This is a genomic window from Devosia sp. (assembly GCF_036563435.1).
Lineage (GTDB): Bacteria > Pseudomonadota > Alphaproteobacteria > Rhizobiales > Devosiaceae > Devosia.
This window is the reverse complement of the sequence record NZ_DATCMJ010000018.1, coordinates 138,825-161,407: the sequence shown is the minus strand read 5'-3', so window position 1 is coordinate 161,407 and position 22,583 is coordinate 138,825. Positions and strand designations below refer to the sequence as shown.

At 61.9% G+C, this 22,583-nt stretch carries 21 protein-coding genes and 2 tRNA genes; 7 read left to right on the top strand and 16 right to left on the bottom strand.

The window, feature by feature from the left end; translation table 11 throughout:
• Positions 1-23: 23 nt before the first annotated feature.
• Positions 24-1,175: a Gfo/Idh/MocA family oxidoreductase gene (locus VIL88_RS13285; protein ID WP_331989608.1), complete on the top strand. Its 1,152-nt coding sequence runs from the start codon at positions 24-26 to the stop codon at positions 1,173-1,175.
• Positions 1,176-1,208: 33 nt separating this feature from the next.
• On the opposite strand, the gene VIL88_RS13280 is transcribed toward VIL88_RS13285, so the two are convergent.
• The 3 genes from VIL88_RS13280 to VIL88_RS13270 form a co-directional block, all read right to left on the bottom strand.
• Complete coding sequence (locus VIL88_RS13280) at positions 1,209-2,075, bottom strand: TraB/GumN family protein (protein ID WP_331989606.1); 867 nt, start codon at positions 2,073-2,075, stop codon at positions 1,209-1,211.
• Positions 2,076-2,235: 160 nt separating this feature from the next.
• Positions 2,236-2,541, bottom strand: a complete 306-nt coding sequence (locus tag VIL88_RS13275; protein WP_331989604.1) for an ETC complex I subunit — start codon at positions 2,539-2,541, stop codon at positions 2,236-2,238.
• A 41-nt stretch (positions 2,542-2,582) separates the two neighbouring features.
• Positions 2,583-2,659: transfer RNA gene (locus VIL88_RS13270), tRNA-Pro, on the bottom strand.
• A gap of 103 nt (positions 2,660-2,762) precedes the next feature.
• Here VIL88_RS13270 and VIL88_RS13265 point away from each other — a divergent pair.
• Positions 2,763-3,515 carry a phosphatase PAP2 family protein gene (locus VIL88_RS13265; RefSeq protein WP_331989602.1) on the top strand — a complete coding sequence of 251 codons (753 nt, stop codon included), beginning with the start codon at positions 2,763-2,765 and terminating at the stop codon, positions 3,513-3,515.
• Here VIL88_RS13265 and metC read toward each other — a convergent pair.
• Positions 3,497-4,672 carry a cystathionine beta-lyase gene (metC, locus tag VIL88_RS13260; protein ID WP_331989600.1) on the bottom strand — a complete coding sequence of 392 codons (1,176 nt, stop codon included), beginning with the start codon at positions 4,670-4,672 and terminating at the stop codon, positions 3,497-3,499. The genes VIL88_RS13265 and metC overlap by 19 nt on opposite strands.
• Positions 4,673-4,893: 221 nt before the next feature.
• Between metC and VIL88_RS13255 the strand changes: the two genes are divergently transcribed.
• From VIL88_RS13255 to VIL88_RS13235, 5 genes are all read left to right on the top strand, one after another.
• Positions 4,894-5,910: an amino acid ABC transporter substrate-binding protein gene (locus VIL88_RS13255; RefSeq protein WP_331989598.1), complete on the top strand. Its 1,017-nt coding sequence runs from the start codon at positions 4,894-4,896 to the stop codon at positions 5,908-5,910.
• Positions 5,911-6,074: 164 nt separating this feature from the next.
• Entirely contained in the window at positions 6,075-7,610 is a 1,536-nt protein-coding gene (locus VIL88_RS13250; RefSeq protein WP_331989596.1) for an ABC transporter permease subunit, read from the top strand.
• Positions 7,610-8,740 carry an amino acid ABC transporter permease gene (locus VIL88_RS13245; RefSeq protein ID WP_414650151.1) on the top strand — a complete coding sequence of 377 codons (1,131 nt, stop codon included), beginning with the start codon at positions 7,610-7,612 and terminating at the stop codon, positions 8,738-8,740. Before VIL88_RS13250 ends, VIL88_RS13245 begins: the two co-directional genes overlap by 1 nt.
• Positions 8,741-8,743: 3 nt before the next feature.
• Complete coding sequence (locus tag VIL88_RS13240) at positions 8,744-9,541, top strand: amino acid ABC transporter ATP-binding protein (RefSeq protein WP_331989592.1); 798 nt, start codon at positions 8,744-8,746, stop codon at positions 9,539-9,541.
• Between the two features lie 100 nt (positions 9,542-9,641).
• The gene (locus VIL88_RS13235) at positions 9,642-10,679 is read left to right on the top strand and encodes an amino acid ABC transporter substrate-binding protein (RefSeq protein WP_331989590.1); all 1,038 of its coding nucleotides are present in this window, start codon (positions 9,642-9,644) and stop codon (positions 10,677-10,679) included.
• A 6-nt stretch (positions 10,680-10,685) separates the two neighbouring features.
• Here VIL88_RS13235 and VIL88_RS13230 read toward each other — a convergent pair whose 3' ends face one another.
• The 12 genes from VIL88_RS13230 to VIL88_RS13175 all read right to left on the bottom strand — a co-directional run bounded on the left by VIL88_RS13230 (position 10,686) and on the right by VIL88_RS13175 (position 22,581).
• Positions 10,686-11,402, bottom strand: coding sequence for an alanyl-tRNA editing protein (locus VIL88_RS13230; RefSeq protein ID WP_331989588.1), 717 nt, complete (start codon positions 11,400-11,402; stop codon positions 10,686-10,688).
• Positions 11,403-11,409: 7 nt separating this feature from the next.
• Positions 11,410-12,861, bottom strand: coding sequence for a cardiolipin synthase (cls, locus tag VIL88_RS13225; RefSeq protein WP_331989586.1), 1,452 nt, complete (start codon positions 12,859-12,861; stop codon positions 11,410-11,412).
• A gap of 67 nt (positions 12,862-12,928) precedes the next feature.
• On the bottom strand, positions 12,929-13,978 hold the full coding sequence (locus VIL88_RS13220; protein WP_331989584.1) for a cysteine synthase A: 1,050 nt from the start codon (positions 13,976-13,978) through the stop codon (positions 12,929-12,931).
• Between the two features lie 132 nt (positions 13,979-14,110).
• Entirely contained in the window at positions 14,111-15,517 is a 1,407-nt protein-coding gene (locus VIL88_RS13215; protein WP_331989582.1) for a deoxyribodipyrimidine photo-lyase, read from the bottom strand.
• Between the two features lie 35 nt (positions 15,518-15,552).
• Complete coding sequence (locus tag VIL88_RS13210) at positions 15,553-16,008, bottom strand: SRPBCC domain-containing protein (RefSeq protein WP_331989580.1); 456 nt, start codon at positions 16,006-16,008, stop codon at positions 15,553-15,555.
• The gene (locus VIL88_RS13205; RefSeq protein WP_331989578.1) at positions 16,005-17,219 is read right to left on the bottom strand and encodes an MFS transporter; all 1,215 of its coding nucleotides are present in this window, start codon (positions 17,217-17,219) and stop codon (positions 16,005-16,007) included. The genes VIL88_RS13210 and VIL88_RS13205 overlap by 4 nt, the downstream gene beginning before the upstream one ends.
• A 114-nt stretch (positions 17,220-17,333) precedes the next feature.
• Positions 17,334-17,409: transfer RNA gene (locus VIL88_RS13200), tRNA-Asn, on the bottom strand.
• Positions 17,410-17,472: 63 nt separating this feature from the next.
• Positions 17,473-18,117 carry a molybdenum cofactor guanylyltransferase gene (mobA, locus tag VIL88_RS13195; protein WP_331989576.1) on the bottom strand — a complete coding sequence of 215 codons (645 nt, stop codon included), beginning with the start codon at positions 18,115-18,117 and terminating at the stop codon, positions 17,473-17,475.
• The gene (locus VIL88_RS13190) at positions 18,114-19,319 is read right to left on the bottom strand and encodes a benzoate/H(+) symporter BenE family transporter (protein WP_331989574.1); all 1,206 of its coding nucleotides are present in this window, start codon (positions 19,317-19,319) and stop codon (positions 18,114-18,116) included. Before VIL88_RS13190 ends, mobA begins: the two co-directional genes overlap by 4 nt.
• 27 nt (positions 19,320-19,346) lie before the next feature.
• Complete coding sequence (locus VIL88_RS13185; RefSeq protein WP_331989572.1) at positions 19,347-20,390, bottom strand: HAMP domain-containing sensor histidine kinase; 1,044 nt, start codon at positions 20,388-20,390, stop codon at positions 19,347-19,349.
• Positions 20,387-21,079, bottom strand: a complete 693-nt coding sequence (locus tag VIL88_RS13180; RefSeq protein WP_331989570.1) for a response regulator — start codon at positions 21,077-21,079, stop codon at positions 20,387-20,389. Before VIL88_RS13180 ends, VIL88_RS13185 begins: the two co-directional genes overlap by 4 nt.
• Positions 21,080-21,087: 8 nt before the next feature.
• Positions 21,088-22,581, bottom strand: coding sequence for a DUF4173 domain-containing protein (locus VIL88_RS13175; RefSeq protein ID WP_331989568.1), 1,494 nt, complete (start codon positions 22,579-22,581; stop codon positions 21,088-21,090).
• Positions 22,582-22,583 lie beyond the last annotated feature (2 nt).

Genomic DNA, 22,583 nt, shown 5'->3' with positions numbered 1-22,583 from the left:
GACAGAAAATCCAGGAGGCAGGAATGGCTGAAAACGGCGCAAGACGGATACGTCTCGGCATGGTCGGTGGCGGCACCGGCGCATTCATTGGCTACGTGCACCGCGTGGCGTCCCGTATCGATGGCGACTACGATCTGGTGGCGGGCGCGCTGTCGTCGCGCCCGGAAGTTGCCCAGGAGTCGGGACGAAATCTCGGTTTGGCCGAGGACCGCATCTACACCTCCTATGAGGAGATGGCGCGCGCCGAGGCGGCACGTCCGAACGGCATCGAAGCGGTGTCGATCGTCACGCCCAACCATATGCACTACGGTCCGGCCAAGGCCTTTCTCGAGGCTGGCATTCACGTCATTTGTGACAAGCCAATCACCTCGACGCTCGAAGACGCCCGCAAGCTGCGCGAAATCAAGCCCAAGAACGGCGCCCGCTTCCTTCTCACCCACAACTATACCGGCTATCCGCTGGTCCGGCAGGCGCGAGAACTCGTCGCGTCGGGTGCTCTGGGCAAGATCCGGGTCATTCAGGCGGAATACCCGCAGGACTGGCTGACCGAACCGACCGGCGACGACAACAAGCAGGCCTCGTGGCGCACCGATCCGGCACGGTCTGGCGCTGGCGGCGCCATCGGCGATATCGGCACCCACGCCTATAACCTGTTGCGTTTCGTGACCGGCTTGCAGACTGAAGCCGTGTCAGCTGACTTGACGAGCTTTGTCGAAGGGCGCCAGCTCGATGACAACGTGCACATCATGCTGCGGTTCGCGGGTGGCGCCAAGGGTATGCTCTGGGCCAGCCAGGTCGCCGTGGGTTGCGAAAACGGGCTGCAGTTGCGCGTTTATGGCGACAAGGGCGGGCTTGAGTGGCGCCAGGACAACCCCAACTACATGTGGTTCACCGAGTTCGGTAAGCCCAAGCAGTTGCTGACTCGTGGTGGTGCAATCTCTGGCAATGCCGCCTCCACCATGAATGTTCGAATCCCCTCCGGTCATCCGGAAGGCTACCTCGAAGCCTTCGCTACGCTTTACAGCCAGTTCGCTGCTGTCATTCGCGGCGAAGGCGGGGCCTATGAGGGGCTGCTTCCCACGCTGGAAGATGGCGTCGAAGGCATGCAGTTCATCGTGGCCTCGGTCGAGTCGAGCAAGAACGACGGCAAGTGGACGAAGCTTAGCGACGTCTGACCCCTGTCATGCCGGGCGCCTGTGGCGCCCGGTCTACTGGATGCGTTCGACCTCGTAGCCGGCCTGTTCCAGCAGGTCGAGGACGCTGTCCTGTCCGATCAGATGCGCCGCACCGACCACGACCATGTTTTCCTCGTTGCGCTCCAGCATGCCTTGCAGCGGCGAGATCCAGTTGCGGTTGCGCGCATAGAGCAGCCGGTCGAGAAAAGCCTCCTCGAAGCCGCCCATCTCCATCAGGAACATCTGCGCCAAGCGCTCCGGCGTGCCGCCGGACCAATTGCGGATCATCTTGCTCATCATCTTGGGCAGGATATCGAGTTGGTCGAGAGTGGAAACGAGGAGCGCCACTTGCTCGTCCTCGGGCGCGCCAGCGAGAACCTCGATCTGCTCTGCGCCGGTCTCGAGGAAAACCAGCTTTTCGATTGCAAGCTCGGGCTGTAGCTGAAACTCCACACCCTGCTCGGTGTAGCCGCTGGTAGCCATGGCCGCAACGCTTATGGCATTGGCCGCCATCCATGGCCGCATCGCCAGTAGAGGACCGACCTGAAGCCCGTATGTGCTTGTTTCCTCGCGCAGCCTTGCCTCTGCCTCGGCGGTGATGACGTCAGTCAGCAGGGTGCCGTCCACATAGATGCCGCGCGTGAAGGCTTCTGCTCCAACGGCGGCCATCGCAGCGGGGCTAACATCGGTCTCAAAGACTACCTTGTCGGCGGCAGCAAGCAAGCGGTCGAAAAGCTCGGTTCGCCATTCCGTGTTTTCGGGCAGAACGTGGAAGGAGCCAAACAGCCAGATGGCGCTGTCGTCATCACGCACTTCCCATAGACCGGGAGCCGCAACGGCAGGGCAGGCGATCACGGCAGAGGCAATGAGAGGCAGCAGGCAGCGCTTAGCAAAAATCATTGAGGTCTCCACCTTCGCCATGAGCCTGTCAGATAGTGCCTGCCGAGGCAAATGCCAGATAGGCCCGCTTCCCTCCGCCATGAAATACAAAATGCGCCGCAAAGGTTTGCAGCGCATTAGACTTCTCCAAACTGGCTCACTGGCTCACTGGTTCACTGGCTCAGTGAGTCCAGGGTGTCTTGCGGTCGGCCCGGAAGTTGTCGGTATAGCTCTGCCGCTTTGGCGTCGCTTCGTGCGCCGGCTGCACCGTATAGGCGATGCCATTGCGCTGTGCGTAGGCTTCGGCCTCTTCCTGGGTCTCGAAGCTCAGCTTGATCTGCTGGCGGGTGTCGCCGGAAGTGGTGTAACCCATAAGCGGGTCGATGCTCTTGGACTCGGCAGGCTCGTGTACCAGCATCCAGCTCTTGGATTTCCCCTTGCCCGATTGCATGGCGTTGCGGGCAGGGCGGTAGATACGGGCGGTCATGCAAAGTCCTCAACACGATGCGCTAAACGCTTGAGTTGTGATGGTCGGAGTACAAAGATTCGAACTTTGGACCCCCGGTTCCCAAAACCGGTGCTCTACCAGGCTGAGCTACACTCCGAATTCACCGCTCTCCGTTAGCCTGTTCGAAATGAAAGGGCAAGCGTCACCACGTCATTGTACAAGCCATTGACGCAGTAGACCGCTCCGGTGAAAAAACAGCCATGACAAAACTCACGCAGCGCTGGCCGCTCGGCCTTGATCGCAAGAACTGGCCCGACTTTGCTGCTGCCATCATCGGTGTGCTGTTCATCCTCGTGTTTCTCGACGCCTACGTGTCCCAGAGCCTGATGGCGTGGCCTCCGGCGTGGCAGGCGCCTTTCGCCTTCATTACCGAGTTCGGCCTTTCGGACTGGGTGCTCATTCCCTCGCTTCTGGTGTTTGTCCTGGCAGCGCTGGCGGCGAGGCTGGTGCCGCGCGGCCTCTATCGGCGAGCAACATACGAACTGTGCCTTGTTGCCAGCTTCATCTTCGTCGGCGTGGGACTGCCTGGCCTGCTGGTCAATCTCCTCAAGCGGCTGTTCGGCAGGGCGCGGCCCGAGCTTTTCGCCGATGCTGGCACATTCCAGTTCCAGCACCTGATCAATGACTGGACCTTCCAGAGCTTCCCCTCCGGCCACGCGACTACGGCGATCGGCACGGCCTTTGTTGTGGGCTTCATGGCGCCGCGTTATTTCCGGCTGATTCTGCTGATCGCCGTCATGACTGGAATCTCACGGGTGGTGATTGGCATGCACTACCCGACTGACGTCGTGGCCGGCTTCGTTATCGGCACACTCGGCGCCTACGCCGTGCGCAACTTCTATGGCAGGCGGCGCTGGCTGTTCGCACAACTGCCAGACGGTTCGGTGCGCTTCCGCGGCACACCGAACCTGCGAACTGCCTGGCGCCGCATCTTTCACCGCCGCGCAGCGTAACGGGCAATCGCTGCCGCCAAATCGGCCTTGAGGTCATCGACGCCTTCAAGGCCGATATGGAGGCGGAAGAGATTGCCCTCGGCAGTCCATGGCTTTGCCGTGCGGTTCTTTCCCAGTTTTACCGGCAGGCAGAGGCTCTCATAACCGCCCCATGAATAGCCCATGGTGAAAAGCTCGAGATGATCGAGAAAGGCCGCAACCGAGTCCCTTGGGGCAGGGCGCAAGAGCACGCTGAACAGGCTGCCTGATCCGGTGAAGTCCCGCTTCCACAGGGCATGGTCGGGGTGGCTCGGCAGGGCCGGGTGCAGCACCTGCACGACTTCATTCTGCCCCTCCAGCCAGGAGGCGATCTCGAGCGCCCGCTGCTGGTGTTCCTTCATGCGGATGGCTAGGGTGCGCAAGCCGCGGGCGACGAGATAGGCGTCATCCCCGGAGGTGAAAAATCCCAGTTCACGCCGCACTCGCTCCACTCCGGCCCAGGCCTCTTCGGTGGCCGAGATGGTGCCCGCAAAGGCATCGGAGTGACCCACGAACATCTTGGTTCCCGCGTGAACCACGATGTCGGCGCCGAGCGCCATCGGCTTGAGGAAAAGCGGACTGGCCCAGCTGTTGTCGACGATCAGCCTGGCGCCACCGGCATGAGCAACGGCCGCCAAGGCAGGGATGTCCTGCACCTCGAAGGTCAGCGAGCCTGGGCTCTCAGCCAGCACCGCCTTGGTATTGGGCCGCATCATTTGCGCCAAATCTGCGCCGATGCGTGGATCATAGTAGCGCGCAGTGACGCCCATGCGCGTCAGGAACCCATCGCTGAACTGCCGGCCCGGCTCGTAGGCGCTGTCGCTGATGAGGATGTCGTCGCCGGCCTGGAGGCAGCCAAGGAGGGCCACCGTGATGGCGGCGAGACCCGAAGGCACAAGACGTGTGCGATAGGCTCCCTCAAGCTCCGTGATGACGGCCTCCACGCTCTCAGTGGTAGGATTGCCCGCCCGGCCATAAAGGAAGCGCTGCTGTTGCGCTTCGATGTCTGCCAGCGTTTTGAACAGTACGGTCGAGCCGCGGTAAACCGGCGTGTTGACGAATCCGAACTGATCCTCGGGCGCACGCCCGTGGTGGGTCAGGATCGTCTCGGCCGAGATGCCGCTTTTCTTCTCATTCATGATAGGCCCGCTGCTCAATAAGAGTTCAGATTCATTTTGCTGTCTAAATAAGCGACAGCCATGCTGTCCCATACGGCCAAGAGCCCTTGACGCAACGGTCAATAGACGCTTGCATGCTTATCAGCATCACGACCGTCATCAAAGACGGCGGTGCCACTGGGGACGCTGGCGCGAGCCTGATGAGCTCTGGGGACAAAGTCAGGAAACACAAGGCAATCTCAATGCAAAAAACGCTCGTAACGATCGCAGTCGCGGCCTCTCTGGGCCTCGGGGCGACCGCTGCACAAGCAGCGACTCTCGACGATGTTAAGGCCAAGGACTACGTGCAGTGCGGTGTCACCGGCGGTGTCCCCGGCTTCTCGGCGCCCGATGCCAACAACGTCTGGACAGGCCTGGAAGTCGACTTCTGCCGCGCTGTTGCGGCAGCGGTGTTCAACGACGCCGATAAGGTGCGCTTCACGCCATTGACCAGCCAGGAGCGCTTCGCTGCCCTGTCCGCTGGCGAAATCGACATCCTGTCGCGCACCACGACTTGGACCATGAGCCGCGATACCGATCTGGGCATCAGCTTCATCGGCACCATGTACTATGACGGCCAAGGCTTCATGGTCCGCAAGTCTGACGGCATCGCCTCGGCGCTGGATCTGTCGGGCGCTGCCATCTGCATCGAGTCCGGCACCACGACCGAGCTCAACGCCGCCGACTATTTCGCTGCCAATAATCTCGAGTTCAACACCGTCGTCTTCGTCGACCAGGACGAAGTGGTGAAGGCCTATGAAGACGGCCGTTGCGACGTCTATACGACCGACGGTTCAGCGCTGGCTGCCGAGCGTTCCAAGCTTGCCGTGCCGGATGATCACGTCATCCTGCCCGAGATCATCTCCAAGGAACCTCTTGGTCCTGTGGTTCGCCAGGGCGATGACCAGTGGTTCAAGATCAATCGCTGGGTTTACTTCGCGCTGCTTGAGGCCGAGGAACTGGGCGTCACCCAGGCCAATGTCGACGAGATGCTTGGCTCCGACAACCCGGCGATCAAGCGCCTGCTGGGCGTGGAAGGCGACTTCGGTACCCCGATCGGCCTGACCAAGGACTGGGCCTACCAGGTCATCAAACTGGTCGGCAACTATGGCGAATCCTTTGAGCGCAATGTCGGCGTCAACACCGATATTGGCCTGGAGCGCGGCCTTAACGCGCTGTGGACCGACGGCGGCCTGCAGTACGCCGCACCGATCCGCTAAGCCAATCGCAAGCCCGGCGCTCCTCCCAAGGGGCGCCGGATTTGGTTTGAACGAGTATGTCACGCCTCAGCAAGGGTCCGGCGCGATGGGACGCGACGGCCATAGGCATGGTTTGCCACTGAGCAGGATGTGCGCTCGTTCCACAGCAAAGGAATGCATGCCCAATGGCGGTGCACGATAATTTCAGCGGACCGGCGCCCCGGACTTCGCTGCTGAACGACCCGGTCTTCCGCGGCGTCATCTACCAACTGCTCGTCGTCTTCCTGGTGGTCGGCTTTCTCGGCTGGATCGTCCTGAACACGGCGCAGAACCTTGCGATCCAGAACAAGACGACGGGCTTTGACTTCCTGTTCCGGACGGCCGGGTTCGACATCGGCTTCTCGCTGATCCCTTGGAGCCGTGCCTCGCTCTATTGGGAAGCCTTCCTGGCCGGGCTGCTCAACACGCTGCTGGCAGCGGTCATCGGCATTTTCTTTGCCACCATCATCGGCTTTTCACTTGGTATCGCGCGGCTTTCCTCAAACTGGCTGATCGCCCGCGTCGCCACCGTCTATATTGAGACCATCCGCAATATCCCGCTGCTGCTGCAGCTGTTCTTCTGGTACTTTGCGGTGCTGAAGGCGATGCCCGCGGTTCGCGATTCCTTCCTTCTACCGCTCGGGGTCTATGTAAATCTCCGCGGCATCATGGTGCCCAAGCCACTTCCCGACCACGAGTTTACCTGGGTTGCGGTTGCATTCGTCGTCTGCCTGCTTGCTGCCATCGCCATCGGGGTCTGGGCTACGCGGCAACGCACCCGCACGGGTCGCTATCCCGCATCCATCGTGGCTTCAGCGCGCATCGCGAACGCGGTCGTCACATTTGCCCTTGGCTTCATTGCCTTCATCGCTTTGGGGCAGGTGATTCCGACCTTGGCCACGCCGATGGTCGCAGCGGCGGGTGCACTGGTTCTGGTGGGCATCTCCTTCACGCCTTACCGGCCTTTCGTCGGCGCATTCATTGCGGCCGTGCTAGCCTTCACCGTCACCGGCTTTCTCCTGCCGGGCATGTTCAGCTCTGTGCCACCGGCCATCCTGTTGCTGGTTGCCGCTGCGATCGGCCTCACTGTGGGCTGGATCATGCTGGAACGCATCGGCAGGACGCCGGTCGATGCCAGCAAGTTTCCCGTCGCACTGCCGATCCTGGTCGTCGTCGGCATCCCGTTGGCGCTCTACTATCTGATCGGCGCCGAACTGGCTTTCGAAGTGCCGGTGCTGCAGCGCTTCAACTTCCAGGGCGGGCTGCAACTACCGCCGGAATTCGTCGCCCTGGTATTTGGCCTCTCCATCTATACTGCGGCCTTTATTGCCGAAAACGTGCGCGGCGGCATCCGTGCCGTCAGCCACGGCCAGACCGAAGCTGCCCAGTCGCTGGGCCTCAAGGATGGTGATCGGCTGCGGCTGGTGATCATCCCGCAGGCCATGCGGGTCATCGTGCCACCGCTCACCAGCCAGTATCTCAACCTGACGAAGAACTCCTCGCTGGGCGCTGCGATCGGCTACGCCGAACTGGTCAACGTGTTCATGGGCACAACCCTCAACCAGACTGGCAAGGCCATCGAGGTGGTAGCGCTGACAATGGCGGTCTATCTCACCATTTCACTGCTGACCTCGGCCTTCATGAACTGGTACAACGGCCGCGTGGCCCTGGTGGAGCGCTGATCATGGCCATGGACTTCGGATACGTTCGCAAGGACTTCGTGCCCGCCAAGGCCGCTCCCGGCCGCACAGGTGGCCCGATCCTCTGGGCGCAGAAGAACCTGTTCTCGACGCCGGCCAACACGCTGATCACGGTGATCGGGCTGCTGTTTCTCGCCTGGGCCGTGCCGCCGATCTACAACTTCCTTCTTGGGCATGCTGTCATGCCGGGCGGAACGGTGGAAGAGTGCCGTTTGGAGGGCGCTGGAGCCTGCTGGGCCTATATCCACGCTCGCTTCAACTTCTTCATCTATGGCTTCTACCCTATCGAGGAATACTGGCGGCCAAACATCGTCTTCGTGCTGTTGGCCGCACTGATCATCCCGCTGCTGACGCCATCAGCGCCGTTCAAGCGCATCAATGCGCTGCTGTTTTTCATCGTCTTTCCCATTGTGAGCTTCTACTTGCTCAATGGTGGCGTGTTCGGCCTGCGTTACGTGCCCACCGAACAGTGGGGCGGGCTGATGGTGACGCTGATCATCTCGCTGGTGGGCATCATCTGCTCCTTCCCGATCGGCGTTCTTCTGGCCCTGGGGCGTCAATCGAAGCTGCCGATCATCAAAACGCTTTGCGTCATGTTCATCGAGCTCTGGCGCGCCGTGCCGTTGATCAGTGTGCTGTTTATGGCCTCGATCATGCTGCCGCTGTTCATGCCGGCCGGCACCTCCGTGGACAAGCTGCTGCGGGCTCTGGTGGGCGTGACGCTTTTCACCTCCGCCTACCTGGCGGAAGTGGTGCGCGGTGGTCTGCAGGCGCTGCCGCGGGGGCAATATGAGGCCGCTGCTTCGCTTGGCCTTGGCTACTGGAAACGGATGTACTTCGTCGTGCTACCGCAGGCGCTTAAGCACGTCATTCCCGGCATCGTCAACAGCTTCATCGCCCTCTTCAAGGACACCTCGCTTGTGTCCATCGTCGGCATCTTCGATCTCCTCAATACCGTACAGGCGGCAAGTTCCGACATCGACTGGGCGTCGCCGACGCAGGCAGTCACCGGCTACGTCTTTGCCGCCTTTGTTTTCTGGATTTTCTGTTTCGCCATGTCCCGCTATTCGCTCTGGATGGAGCGGCGGCTGGATACCGGGCACAAGAGGTAAGTCATGACCATCTCCGAAACCACTAATGATCCTCGCCTACACGCGTCGGGCATGCAGGTATCCCAAACGGACGTGGCCATCGACGTCATCGGCATGCACAAGTGGTATGCCGACTTCCACGTGTTGCGCGACATCAACCTCAAGGTTATGCGAGGAGAGCGCATCGTCATTGCGGGACCGTCAGGTTCGGGGAAGTCGACGCTGATCCGCTGCATCAACCGCCTGGAAGAGCACCAGGAAGGCCAGATCATCGTCAACGGCACCGAGCTTACTGCGGATCTCAAGCGCATCGACGAGGTGCGGCGCGACGTCGGCATGGTGTTCCAGCACTTCAACCTTTTCCCGCACCTGACCATCCTGCAGAACCTGACGCTGGCGCCGATCTGGGTGCGCGGCATTCCCAAGGCCGAGGCGGAAGCGACGGCGATGCACTATTTGGAACGGGTGAAGATCCCTGAGCAGGCCAACAAGTTCCCCGGGCAGCTTTCAGGCGGCCAGCAGCAGCGCGTAGCCATAGCCCGGTCGCTGTGCATGAAGCCCTCGATCATGCTGTTTGACGAGCCGACCTCGGCGCTCGACCCGGAAATGGTGAAGGAAGTGCTCGAGGTGATGATCAGCCTCGCCGAAGAGGGCATGACCATGATCTGCGTGACCCACGAAATGGGCTTTGCGCGCCAGGTGGCTAACCGGGTCATCTTCATGGATCAGGGGCAGGTAATCGAGCAGAACGATCCACAGAACTTCTTTTCCAATCCGCAGCACGAGCGGACCAAGCTGTTCCTCAGTCAGATCCTGCACTGATCCGAACGCTGCCAAGAGTATCGGGATGTGCAATCGCCATCCCGGTGCTTGACCCTGATGCCGCGCCTGCCAATATGCCGCGACAAGGGGAAGCGTCATCTTGAGCAGATTTTCTAAGCGACTGCTGCCGCTGCTGGCGGTCTTTGCCTGTGTCTGCGCGTTCGCCGGACCGGCAAGCGCGCAACGCATCGAGACACTGCAGACGGTTCGCGACCGGGGCTTCCTGGTATGCGGTGCGACAAACCCGCTGCCCGGCTTCGCCCAGCAGGACGCGGAGGGCCGCTGGTCGGGTTTCGACGTCGACCTCTGCCGGGCTTTGGCGGCAGCGATTTTTAACGACCCCACAAAGATTGAATTCCGCTCGCTGCGCGGTGAGTCGCGCTTTGCACCGCTGCAGACCGGCTTGGTCGACGTATTGACCCGGAACGGCCCCTGGAGCAGCCAGCGTGACACGCTCTACGGTGCCAGTTTCGTCGGCACGTCCTTTTTTGACGGACAGGCCTTTCTGGTGCCCCAGAACATGGGCCTGGTTTCCGCCTTCGAGCTTGATGACGTCAGCATTTGCGTGGTCAACTCGGGTGAGGAGCTGGAGCGCCTGCAGGAATTCTTCTTTGCCAACCAGGCGACCTACTCCGAAGTGCCGTATGAAGATGTGGCGGACCTAGCCATTGCCTACCAGTCTGGACGGTGCGAGGTCGTATCTGCGTCCGGGCGCCAGTTGCAAGCCATCCGCCGCGCGCTGCCGGATCCTACCGCGCATCGCATCCTGCCCGAGCGTTTCTCCAAGGAGGTGCTCGGACCCGTAGTGCGCGAAGGGGACCAGCGATGGTTCAACATAGTACGCTGGACGCTGTTTGCCCTGATCAACGCCGAGGAACTGGGGGTGACGGCGCTCAATGTCGATTCGCTGCAGGCCGCACGTACGCCAGCGGTGCGTCGTCTCCTGGGAGCGGACGGCGACTATGGGACGCCATTGGGGCTGCGCCCGTCCTTCATGGCCGATGCGATCCGTGCCGTAGGGAACTACGGCGAACTCTATGACCGCCACTTCGGGCCGTTGACAGGCGCTGCCTTGCTGCGCGGCCAGAACGGGCTCTGGTCCAATGGCGGTCTGCTCTATGCCGCTCCGGTCCGCTAGCGGATTCTATTCGGCAAAGAATAGGCTTATGCGCCTGTTCTGCTTACCCTTCTTCTCGATCTTGCCCAGCTTCATGGCGCCGATCTCGCTCGTATTGCGCACGTGGGTGCCGCCACAGGGCTGCAGGTCGACATCGCCAATCCGGATCAGCCGCACGCGACCTTGGCCCATGGGCGGCTTGACGTTCATCGTCTTGATCAGGTTCGGATTGGCCGCCATCTCTTCGTCGGTGATCCACTCCTGCGTGACCGGGAAGTCATGCGTGGCGAGCGCGTTGAGCGCCTCTTCCTTGGCTTCGATATCCGTGGGCGCCTCGGGCATGTCGAAATCGAGACGCCCCTTGTCCTCGCCGATCGAGCCACCCGTCACGGGATAGGCAAAAACCACCGAAAGAAGGTGCAGAGCCGTGTGCATGCGCATTAAGCGATAGCGCCGCTCCCAGTCGATCTCTGCTGTCACGGTGTCACCGACAGACAACACCGCCTGGTCTGGTGCAGGAACATGGACGATCTGGGTCTTGTCTCCATCAGGATGGATGGCCGTCTCGACAACCACAGATGTTCCATCCTCCCACAGCAGCCGCCCGCTGTCACCCGGTTGCCCGCCTGAGGCCGCATAGAAAACCGTGCGATCGAGCACCACGCCGCCCTCAGGCAACACGGCAACAACCGTAGCCGGTGTCGAGCGGAGGTAACTGTCGTCGCGGAACAGGAAGTCGGTCATCGGAACCTCACAAGACGGGAGAAAGGAGGCGCGCTGCCTGGGTCAGGAAGCGCATGGGCAAGGAGCGCTTTTTTACTTCCTCTATATCCACCTGCCGACATTGCTTGAAGTCGTCGACTAGCATGTTTTCGACCTCGGAGATCGTCTTGGGATCGGTGAACCAGAGGGTGATTTCGAAGTTGATCGCGAATGACCGGTTATCGAAATTGACGCTGCCGATTGAGGCGATCTGATCGTCCATCAGCACCACCTTCTGATGGAGGAACCCGTCAGTGAAGCGATAGATCGACACCCCATGTTCAACCATAGCGTCAGCGTGGGCGATGCTGGCCAGCCACACCATGACGTGGTCCGGCTCATTGGGCAGCATGACGCGCACGTCGACGCCACGCAGCTTCGCGGCGAAAAGCGCAGTACGAATGTCGGTGTCGGGAACGAAATAGGGGCTGACAATCCAGAGCCTTTCGCGCGCGCGGCCGATGATGTCAGTGAAGGCAATGGCGCATTCTTCAAGCTTATCGGCGGGGCCACTGCCCATGACAAGCACCGATTCTTCGCCAGGCGTGGCGACGCTCTCGGGAGGCGTAGCAGGCAGCATCTGCCCCGTCGCCCATTCCCAGTCCTCGCGGAAGAGCAGGGCACAGCCCAGTGCGGCAGGCCCCGAGACGCGCACATGGGTGTCGCGCCAGCGACCGAACTTGGGGTCAAGGCCGAGATATTCGATGCCGACATTGTGGCCGCCGACCCAGGCATGCTCGCCGTCGACCACTACGATCTTGCGGTGATTGCGATAGTTGATGCGGCTTGGGCCGTAGACACGTAGGAATTTGTGCCGCTGGTTGAAGCCCGCGACCTTGATGCCGGCCTCGCGCAACTGGGTGCGGTAGCGCTTGGGCATGCCGGTGCTGCCGATATCGTCGTAGAGGAGGAAGACCTCGACACCCGCCTTGGCGCGTTCGATGAGCCGCTTGGCGAGCTCTTCGCCCAGAGCGTCGTCGCGCACGATGTAGAATTGAACCAGAAGGTACTTTTTGGCGGTGGCAATTCCCTCGAAGATGGAATCGAAGGTGGCCTGGCCATCGACGAGAATTTCGACGGTGTTGCCGTTGAGAAACGGCACTTCCGACACTGCCGTCTGTACCGGCCAGAGGCGGCTGGTTTCTCGATCGATCAGCGCCAGGTCCTTAGCGCGCAGCGGCCGTGCGGCGCGGCCATTGCGGATCCGGTCGGTCGCATAGTCGTCGAATGCCTTCCAGCCCAGAACCAGGTAGAGCAGCGCCGTCGGGAAGGGCAGCAGGGCAAGCGCCAGGATCCAGGCGATGGAGCCTTGCGATGTGCGCGAGTTCATGACTTCGCGCACGGCGCACACAAAGGCCAGGAGATAAAAGGCAGCAGTGATTGCTGCGACCACGTGCAGGTCGGCGATAATCGCCGGCAGGATATCGTCAATGCCTATCACGGTGCCTCGCCGGATTCGTGGGGCGGCACTCTAGCAGCGTGCGGCTATTGAACAATCCCGCTGGCGATTATGCCGCGGCCGGCTCGATGATGCTCGCTATATCGATTGGTGTTCGTCCACGCAGCCAGTTCGGCACCGGCAAGCCCTTTTCTTCCAGGAAGACTGGGTTGAAGATCTTGCTGGCATAGCGATTGCCGTAGTCGCATAGGATCGTGACGATGGTCTTGCCTGGTCCGAGATCACGCGCCATGCGCTCGGCACCGGCGATGTTGATGGCGCTCGATCCGCCCAGACAGAGGCCTTCGTGCTCCAAGAGGTCGAAAATGTAGGGCAGGGCCTCGGCATCGGAAATCTGGTAAGGATTGTCGATCGTCAATCCTTCCAAGTTTGCAGTAATACGGCCTTGGCCGATGCCCTCGGTGATCGAGTTACCCGAGGATTTGAGCTCCCCATGGGCGTAGTAGTTGAAGAGTGCCGCGCCTTCGGGATCGGCCAGGCCAATCTTGACATCCGGGTTGCGGGCCCGCAGGGCCTCGGCCACGCCCGCTAGCGTACCGCCCGAGCCAACGGCGCAGATGAAGCCATCGATCCGGCCATTGGTCTGCTGCCAGATCTCCGGGCCAGTGGTTTCGATGTGGGCGCGCCTGTTGGACACGTTGTCGAACTGGTTGGCCCAGATGGCGCCTTCCGGACGCTCACGGTTGAGCTTCTCCGCCAGGCGGCCTGAAATCTTGATGTAGTTGTTGGGATCCTTATAGGGCTTGGCGGGCACTTCAATGAGTTCTGCGCCATAGAGCCGGAGAGCTTCCTTCTTCTCCTGGCTCTGCGTCTCCGGGATGACGATCACCGATTTGAAGCCAAGCGCATTGGCAACCAGGGTCAGCCCTATGCCGGTATTGCCTGCAGTGCCTTCCACGATCGTGCCGCCGGGCTTCAAGGCACCAGATCTAACGGCGTCATGAATGATGAAGAGAGCGGCGCGGTCCTTGACTGACTGGCCCGGGTTAAGGAATTCGGCCTTTCCCCAGATATCGCAGCCTGTGAGCGTCGACACGCGATTGAGCCGGATCAGGGGCGTGTTGCCGATCGCGGACAGCAGGTCTTTGTGAGTGGCCATGGCTCTATCTTCAAGATTTTTGAAGCACTTATGGTAGGAGCGGCAGGCGGGCGCCACAAGGTAGAAGCGGACAGCAAGGAAGGCTTTTGTCGCCGCTGCTCTCCCCGCGCAATATCTTGCTCGTTGCGGGCGTTACAGGGAGCGAACGGCGTCCAGCGCCCGCTGCCGGCTCTGCTTCAGATCCACAATGGGCAATGGATAGGTCGATCCCAGCTGAACACCCGCCTTCGCCAAGACATCGCCAGGCGCCGCCCAGGGCTGGTGGATCCACGGGTCAGGAAGTTCGTCGAGTTCCGGGACCCAGCGGCGCACATAGTCGCCTTCCGCGTCGAAGCGCTCACCCTGCGTCACCGGATTGAAGATGCGGAAATAGGGCGAGGCATCCATGCCGCTGCCCGCCACCCACTGCCAGTTGGCCGGATTGTTGGCGATATCCGCATCGATCAGGCAGTCCCAGAACCATTGCTCACCTTGCCGCCAATCGACGAGGAGATTCTTGGTGAGGAGGGAGGCGGTGAGCATGCGCACGCGGTTCTGCATGAAGCCGGTTTCCCACATTTCGCGCATGCCTGCGTCGACCAGGGGGATTCCGGTGCGCCCCTGCTGCCAGGCCGCAAGGTCTCTGGCAGCAACGCGCCATGGCATGGCGGCATATTTCGGCTGCATCGGCGCAGTGGCGATATCCGTGCGGTGGTAGAGTTGGTGATAGTTGAAGTCGCGCCAGGCGAGTTCCGAAAGGAACTTGTCCACCAGTTCCTGCTTTCGGTGATCGGCATGAGCCAAGGCCTGCGCGGTATGCCAGAGCTGACGGACGCTGATTTCGCCAAAGCGGAGATGCGGCGACAGCCTTGACGTCGCTTCGCGACGCGGGAAATCGCGGCCTTGCGGATAGTCGCTGAGGTTCTCGTCCAGAAACCGCGTCAGGGCCAGCGCTGCCGCTTGTTCTCCGATCGACCAATAGGGCTTGAGCTTCACGCTCCATTTCGGTGCCTGGTAGCCGGAATCCGGCTCTGCATACGCCAGCAGGCCCTGGGCAGCCGGCCTGCCGAGCGGCACCGGTATATGCATGTTCCGCAGGTTCTTCCAAAATGGTGTGTAGACCGAGTAGGGCTTGCCCTGGCCGGTGGCGATTTCCCAAGGCTCCACCAGAACGTTGCCGGGAAAGGAGTGCGCATCCACGCCCCCTTCCTTGAGTGTGGTCTTGACCGAGGCATCGATCTCCCGCTCTGCGGGAGCATAGCGTCTGTTCCAGAAGACCTGGCTTGCGCCGTGTTCCCGAGCGACCTCGCAAACAACGGAAGCGGCTTCGCCTTGGCGGATGAGCAGCTTGATGCCAATCTCGGCCAGGTCTTTGCCCAAGGCGTTCAGGCTATGGTGCAGCCACCAGCGTGCGGCGGCACCGGGGGCACGAACCGCGGATCCGGCCTCGTGCACGTAAAGGGCAAGGACCTCGCCGCCTCCTTGGTGCGCCGCGAAGAGGGCGGGGTTGTCGGCGAGGCGCAGGTCGTTGCGCAGCCAGACGAGGCTTACCTCACCCATTCCAATAACCTCGGGCGAAACGATGCCGTATCACCCTACTCGAGGACATCGGCTAAATGCTCAAGCGCTGCGCTCCAGGCCTCGATGGAGAATATTCGCGATTCTGGATCGGCATGTGCCAGGCCGCGCTCGGTAATGGTCACCCGCGTCTCGTTGTCGCCGATCGCCTGGAAGGCGATTTCCAGCACGAAGATCAGTTCCTCGGCATCTTCATCATCATCCTTGTGCACCCAGCTCATCACGAGCTTCTCGTCCTCGACAAATTGCAGGATTTCGCCGCTGACGGTGTGATCTTCGGGATCTTCGTCGTCGCCAAAGGTGGTGAACTTGTATTCGCCGCCCTCGAACGAATCGAGTTCGGCCTCGTCAGCCTGCCACTGCTCGATGAGGGCAGGGTCGGTCCAGGCGGAGAAGACGTCGCTGACATTGGCGCTGATCGTGCGGCTCAGCGTGATCTGGCTTTCGTTGTCGGTATCGAGGCCGTCGCTCATGCTGGCTCCTTGCGGTGTAGCTCTGCCGTCGTCGGCAGGAAGATGGTCAGGAAACCCAGCACGGGCAAGAACGATCCCAAGGCAAAGACCTGTGTCATGCCGATCCGGTCAGCCAATGCTCCAAGCACGGCAGCGCCGAGGGCCCCGATGCCGAAGGCAAAGCCAAAGACGAAGCCCGAGATCAAGCCGACTTTGCCCGGGATCAACTCCTGGGCATAAACGACTATGGCCGAGAAGGCGGAAGAGAGGATCAGGCCCACCACGATACTAAGAGCAACGGCAACGTGGAGATTGGCGAAAGGTATCATCACGGCAAAAGGCAGCGCACCGACGATCGAACCCCAGATGACAGCAAGCCGCCCGAACCTATCACCCAGTGGGCCGCCGAAGAACGTCCCGACCGCTATGGCGCCCAGGAAGGCGAACAAGAGGTATTGCGCCTGCTGCACCGGCAAGCCGAACCGCTCGATCAGGTAGAAGGTGTAGTAGTTCTTGAACATGTCGATATAGACATATTTGCTCAGAAGCAGGGCACCGATCACCGCGAAGGCGACCACAAGGCGCTGGCGCGAGATCGGTGGCTTGGCCAAAGCAACTTTGGGTCTGCCTGCGGCGTCGCGTTGATGCGCGGCATACCAGCGACCAACCCAGGTGAGGATCAGCACGCCTGCGACAGCCACCAAACCGAACCATACCGAACTGGCTTGTCCCAGCGGCAGGACGATCAGTGCTGCGGCCAAGGGACCGATGGCGGTGCCCGCATTGCCCCCGACCTGGAACGTCGACTGGGCAAAGCCGAGCTTGCCGCCCGACGCTAGCCGGGCCACCCGCGATGCTTCGGGGTGAAAGAGGGCCGAGCCCACCCCCATGATCGCCGAAGCAAGCAGCAACATCGGAAAGCTTGTCGCCAGTGCCAGCAGCACGACGCCAGCAGCGACAATGGTAAGCGATACTGCCAGCATATAGGGCTTGGGTCGGACGTCGCCGTAAAGGCCGAGCAGTGGCTGCAGAATGCAGGCGGTGATCTGCTGTGCCAGGGTCAGGAGGCCAATCTGCAGGTAGTCGAGCTGGTAGTTCCCCTTCAGCAGCGGATAGAGGGCCGGCAGCAAGAACTGCAGCAGGTCGTTGATCAGGTGCGAAGCACTGACCGCGAAGATAATGTTGTAGGAGGTACGCATGACCGCAGGGGTCGTGCTGGCAACAGCGTCCATTTGGGAAATCCAAGTCGGCGGAACCTGACCCCTATCGCTGTGTGGCGGCCATGGCAACGGGAACGCGACAGCTCAAACTGCGCGCTGTGAGTATTCAGGACCTGGGGAGGAAAATGGCTCCGCGAGCTGGACTCGAACCAGCGACCATTCGATTAACAGTCGAACGCTCTACCAACTGAGCTATCGCGGAACACCGACGCCTTCTGTCGAAAGCGAGGTCCGTGTAGCGGACTTGATTTGCTTTGCCAAGCCCTCAATTGCCTCGCTTGTGAATAACTGGTGACGGGGGTGCTCCTATCAGCCGTCTCGCTAGCGTAAGCAGGTCGGCGACGGTGTTGACGTTGGCAAAGGGGTCCATGTCAGCCTCGGCAGACCAGTCTACAGCGGCAGCATCCATCTGCTCCAGCAGGCGGCGCAGGCTTGGAGGGGCGGTTCCCTCGTGAACCTGGCGAGGCAGGTCGGCCACAGCCTCGATGCGCCAGATGGCGTTGGTGGGGTAGGGCTGGTCCCGCCAACTTGCGTATGCTGCGTCGGTCGCATGAAGCCCTGCCTGCAAGCGGGAAACAAAATTGTGCGGCAGGAAAGGCGTGTCCACGGCGACGGAGACAAGGAGGCCCTTTTCGATTTTCATACCCTGCAGGGCAGCAATGGCGCCCGCAAGCCCAGCCAGCGGACCAGCAAGGGAGGTATCCAGATCGCGAACGGCGAGGAAACCTGTTGGCGCGGGCGGATAGGCGAAGACTGGGCCGAGGGCGAGCATTTTCACCCCGGACGGGCCCAGGGCGTCAGCGACGCGACCGAGGAGTGTTCGTCCACCGATCCGGAGATCGGCCTTGCGGACGTGACCGAGCCGCTGCCCCTGACCTCCTGCAAGGATGACGATGTGCGGCAGGCTCAAGGTCGCGCCGGGGCTGGCTTGAGGCCCAGTCGCAAGAGCAGCAGCATGCCAATGCCGGCCACCAGGCCCCAGAAGGGCGCGCCGACGCCCGCGATGGTGATGCCGGAGGCGGTGGTCGCGAAGGTAAGTACGGCTGGCAGCCTTGTGTCCTCGGCAGCAAGCGCGCCGGACAGCGCTGCCGCAAGGCTCGATAGAAGGGCGAGCCCTGCCACGGCCTGGATCAGCAAGGGTGGCGAGGCGGCGAGGAAGGCTGCGGCAAGGCTCGCGCCCGGCGCCATCAGCAGGTAGACGACGCCCGCGGCAATCGGAGCGGGCCAGCGACGATTGCGATCGGGATGCGCCTCGGGGCCGGCGCAGATGGCGGCCGTGATGGCGGCCAAGTTGCTGGTGTGACCACCAAAAAACGCTGTGGCGGCGCTGGCAAGACCGGTCAGAACAAAGAGCGGGGCGGGGCGGGGCGTGAAGCCGTTGGCCTGCAGCACCGCCAGCCCCGGCAGGTTCTGGGAGGCCATGGTGACGATATAAAGCGGTAGGCCGATGCGGATGATCGCGTCGAGGGTAAATACCGGAAGAATCGGAACAAAAGCGGGCCAGCTGCCGTCGAGGGCGCCGGGAGGGAGGTGGGTGGTGGTGGCCAGCATGATGCCGGTGACGAGCACGGCGATGGGGACGGCGTAGCGGCGGGCGAAGCGCATGCCGAGGGCCCAGGCGAGCAAAATAGGTAACGCCAGCAATGGCATAGCGGCGACGGCATTGATCGGTGCAAGGCAGAGGCTGAGCAGCATGCCGGCCAGCATGGCATTGGCAATGGGTGCGGGAATTGCAGCGATGAGCCGCGCCAGTGGACGGATCAGGCCGGTGAGAATGATGAGCCCAGCCGCAACAATGAAGGCACCGGCGACCGCTGGAAAGCTACCAACAGGCTCCCCAACTGTTAGCAGAAAGGCAACACCAGGCGTCGACCAGGCAAAGCTGACCGGAACCTTCAAACGCCAGCTGACGGCGATGTTGAGAATGCCGATGGCGATGCACACGGTCATCAACCCGGAGCCGGCCTGTTGCGGCGAGGCGCCTGCCGCAGTCAGTGCCGCGAGCACCAGTGTAAAGGTGCTGGCATAGCCAACGACGGCCGCCAACGCGCCAGCCATGATGGGCTGGAAGTAGTCGTGCTGTCCCTGAGCGGTCGATGCTGTTGTGCTCACGCTGGTCCCCCGATCGTCGGGGCCAACCTATGCAAGCCGCTGAGTCCGGTGAAGCCCAAAAGACCAGCCTGCCCACTGGGTGGGAAGGGTGATTTCGAAGGTTGTGCCGGAACGGCTATCGGCCAGGGCGATATCGCTGCCCTGCGAGCGCAGGGCGGCACGTGCAATCGCCAGGCCCAGTCCCGTGCCGCCCGATTCGCGCCGGGTGGAGAAGAAGGGCTGAAAGATCGCCTCGCGATCGGAAGGAGGAATGCCCGAGCCGTTGTCGGCTACGGAGAGGGTGGTGTTCCCGGCGCGCGCTTCGAAGCTCAGGCGCAGGGCGGTTGCGCCGTGCTGGTTGGCATTTTCGGCGAGGTGGAGGAGGGCAACGAATGCCGCGTCTTCGCGCAAGGGCAGAACGGCGTCTTGCGGTTGCGCTGAAATCTCGAGCTGCGGGAAACGAGCAGCAAGGCTGGCCGCAAGCGTGGCGAGCGGGACCTGTCCGATGCTGGTGGGGAATTCGGCGTAGGCGAGCTGCCGCAGCCGCTGCAGCAGGTGATCGAGCCGCTCGGCATCGGCGACGATGTTGTCGAGAAAGTGCTGCCGTTCGGCAGGGGTCATCGCCAGCTGCTCGTCGCGCATCAGTTCGGCGGCGCCCCTAATGGCAGTGAGCGGTGACTTGAGCTCGTGCGACACGTGGGCTGCAAAGGAGCGGATGTATTCAGTGCGATCGATCATGGTCGTGGCCAGGTCGAGGAAGCTCTGCGACAGCAGGGCGATCTCGCGCGTGCCATAGGCGTCGAGCGGCTGGATGGCAGGCTTGCCGCTGCGGGCAATGGCTCCGGTGCGGGCGATCAGCGCGTTGATAGGGTTCGTGATCGTGCGCGCCAGCACGTAGGCGACGATCAGCGTCAGGAGAACGGCCGCAGTCAAAGCGATAAGCTCATTGGCGGAAAGGCCGCGTGCGACGTCGAGACGCCCAGCCCACAGGATGACTGCAGCGGGAAGAGCCAGGACCGAAAGCAGAACTGACACTACGACCAGTGCTAGCGGTGGCCGCCACTTGCGTGGAATGCGAACGCGCTCGGTCACGCCGCCACCTCGGCCAGCCTAAAGCCGATGCCATGGATGGTGGTGACGACACTCGAGCAGCCCGCCGAGGCGAACTTTGCCCTTATGTTGCGGATGTGGCTGTCTATGGTGCGATCGGCCACATGCATGCCCGGACCATAGGCGGCGCTTATCAGCTGATCGCGGGAGAACACCATTTCAGGGCGCGACAGGAGGGTGGTAAGGATCGCAAATTCCAGCGCGGTCAGCTCCACCGCTCTGCCGCCATAGCGAACCTGATGGGCTCCTCGGTCGAGTTGTAGCAGGCCGTGCTCCAGTTTCCCGGCGGTGGAGGCGCCGGGCGAGGGACTGACCCGCTTGAGGATCGCCTTCACCCGCGCCACCAGTTCGCGCGGGCTAAAGGGCTTGGTGACGTAGTCATCGGCGCCAAGCTCCAGCCCGACGATCCGGTCCACCTCCTCGTCCCGAGCGGAGAGAAAGAGGATCGGCACCTGCGAAGTCTCGCGCAGCCTGCGGCACACTTCGAGACCGTCCAGCTCCGGCAGGCCGACGTCCAGAACCACCAGGGCCGGCTGCTGGCGCCGGAACTCCACCAGCGCCTCTGCCCCGTTGCGTGCGATAGTCGTTGCCATGCCTGCCCGCTCCAACGCGAAGCAGACCACGTCGCGGATATGAGGCTCATCGTCGACAACAAGGATGCGTGGCGGCATGATCTGGTCTAGCTGGGCGAGAGAATCCGGTTGTCGCCGTTCCCGCTTCCGCTGTCCAGATAGTGGCTGAGGCGCTGTTCGCGCCAGCTCCAATCGCGCCAGTCTTCGCTGCGACCCGCCCAGAACTCCTCTGCCATTAGGCGGCGGAGTGCGATGGCCTCCTCGGCCTCAGGCACTGCCGAGATATAGCGGTCCAGTGCCGGAAGAGCAGTGGGGCCAAGCTCTCGCAGGTAGCCGAGATCGAGCGCAACTCCGTCGCCCTTCAACTCGCGGCTATGCTCGACGTTGAAGCCGGCGATGAGAGCCGAGAAATCAACCCAGGCGCAGGCGTATAGGACAGAAGCGAGGCTCAGGAGATTGGTGGCAATGAGCCAGTTGTTGGAACGCTGGAGCCAGATGCGCAGCACGATCAGCACGAGTCCTATTGCGACCAGGACCATCCAGATGCCCGCGGCCAGACGCAGCTCCGTCAGCGAGTAGACCTCGACATAGAGGTCGAGGCGAAGGATCGAGGAGATGCAAAGAAGGACGTTTTGCCCGACCCATATGTAGACCAGGCGGCGGATGAGCGTGTTGTTGATGCCATGTCCATGCGGGCGCATGGCGGCCAGGACGAAAACAGCTGCGAAAAGCGCAGTGGCGATCAAGGGGAATGCGCCGCGGTGGGCATAGTCGGCATAGCTCAGGCCATCGGGCAGTGAGGCGCCGCCCCACAGGTAGAACAGGTCCAGCACTGTCTGGACGGCAAAGAGAACGTTGAAGAGCACGAGCGAGCGCGTGATGGCAGCTGCACCAAACAGGGCGCTTTCGGACCGCGCCATGATAACGGCTTCCGCTTTGCTGTTGCGCACCGGCAGCAACTTGGGGCGGAGCAGGCCCCAGATGGCAGCCGCCACGGCCATCCAGAAGAAAACACGGATCGGCTGGGGCAGGGCGATCCAATCGAGGCTGAGCTGCGTGAATGCTCCATCGATCAGCGGATTGGCCGCGACGAACAAGGTCGTGAAAATGGCAAGGAACAGCAGCGGAACGAGCCAGCCCAGCGCGTGGCGCAGGATGGATGAACCCAGGCCCTGTTGCGACACGTGGCTGCTGGCGAGGAGGGCATCGCCGAAAAGGCGGAACGGTAGCAAGGTCGCGAAGCGCAGCAACACGGATGGGATGGCATCGAGCAGCTTGGGAAGCTGGTCATTTGCTGACAGCGCGGCAACACCGAGCCCAGCCAGGGCCAACAATGCTGCAAGGAGGGAGGGCGATTCCACCAGAGGCAGCGCTGCCAGCATCGCGAAAGCACCAGCAGCAGAACGTTTGCGGACCGCAGCAGAACCGAGTGCGTAGATGGCCGTAGCAGTCACGAGGATGAAGGCAAACCAGCCAAGTCCCGGCAGCGCGGAGAAGATCAAGACATCCGCCAGAATCACGAGAGCCAGCGTGGCAATGACCGACCAGCCCTGATGTCTAACTGGGAACCCGCCGCGTGCGGGAGCGATCGCTTCGCTCATGA

Bases quoted from the DNA above. Each gene is read 5' to 3' on its own strand.
- VIL88_RS13285 (WP_331989608.1), top strand. From the start codon at position 24: ATGGCTGAAAACGGCGCAAGACGGATACGTCTCGGCATGGTCGGTGGC.
- VIL88_RS13280 (WP_331989606.1), bottom strand. From the start codon at position 2,075: ATGATTTTTGCTAAGCGCTGCCTGCTGCCTCTCATTGCCTCTGCCGTG.
- VIL88_RS13275 (WP_331989604.1), bottom strand. From the start codon at position 2,541: ATGACCGCCCGTATCTACCGCCCTGCCCGCAACGCCATGCAATCGGGC.
- VIL88_RS13265 (WP_331989602.1), top strand. From the start codon at position 2,763: ATGACAAAACTCACGCAGCGCTGGCCGCTCGGCCTTGATCGCAAGAAC.
- metC (WP_331989600.1), bottom strand. From the start codon at position 4,672: ATGAATGAGAAGAAAAGCGGCATCTCGGCCGAGACGATCCTGACCCAC.
- VIL88_RS13255 (WP_331989598.1), top strand. From the start codon at position 4,894: ATGCAAAAAACGCTCGTAACGATCGCAGTCGCGGCCTCTCTGGGCCTC.
- VIL88_RS13250 (WP_331989596.1), top strand. From the start codon at position 6,075: ATGGCGGTGCACGATAATTTCAGCGGACCGGCGCCCCGGACTTCGCTG.
- VIL88_RS13240 (WP_331989592.1), top strand. From the start codon at position 8,744: ATGACCATCTCCGAAACCACTAATGATCCTCGCCTACACGCGTCGGGC.
- VIL88_RS13230 (WP_331989588.1), bottom strand. From the start codon at position 11,402: ATGACCGACTTCCTGTTCCGCGACGACAGTTACCTCCGCTCGACACCG.
- VIL88_RS13220 (WP_331989584.1), bottom strand. From the start codon at position 13,978: ATGGCCACTCACAAAGACCTGCTGTCCGCGATCGGCAACACGCCCCTG.
- VIL88_RS13215 (WP_331989582.1), bottom strand. From the start codon at position 15,517: ATGGGTGAGGTAAGCCTCGTCTGGCTGCGCAACGACCTGCGCCTCGCC.
- VIL88_RS13210 (WP_331989580.1), bottom strand. From the start codon at position 16,008: ATGAGCGACGGCCTCGATACCGACAACGAAAGCCAGATCACGCTGAGC.
- VIL88_RS13205 (WP_331989578.1), bottom strand. From the start codon at position 17,219: ATGGACGCTGTTGCCAGCACGACCCCTGCGGTCATGCGTACCTCCTAC.
- VIL88_RS13180 (WP_331989570.1), bottom strand. From the start codon at position 21,079: ATGCCGCCACGCATCCTTGTTGTCGACGATGAGCCTCATATCCGCGAC.
- VIL88_RS13175 (WP_331989568.1), bottom strand. From the start codon at position 22,581: ATGAGCGAAGCGATCGCTCCCGCACGCGGCGGGTTCCCAGTTAGACAT.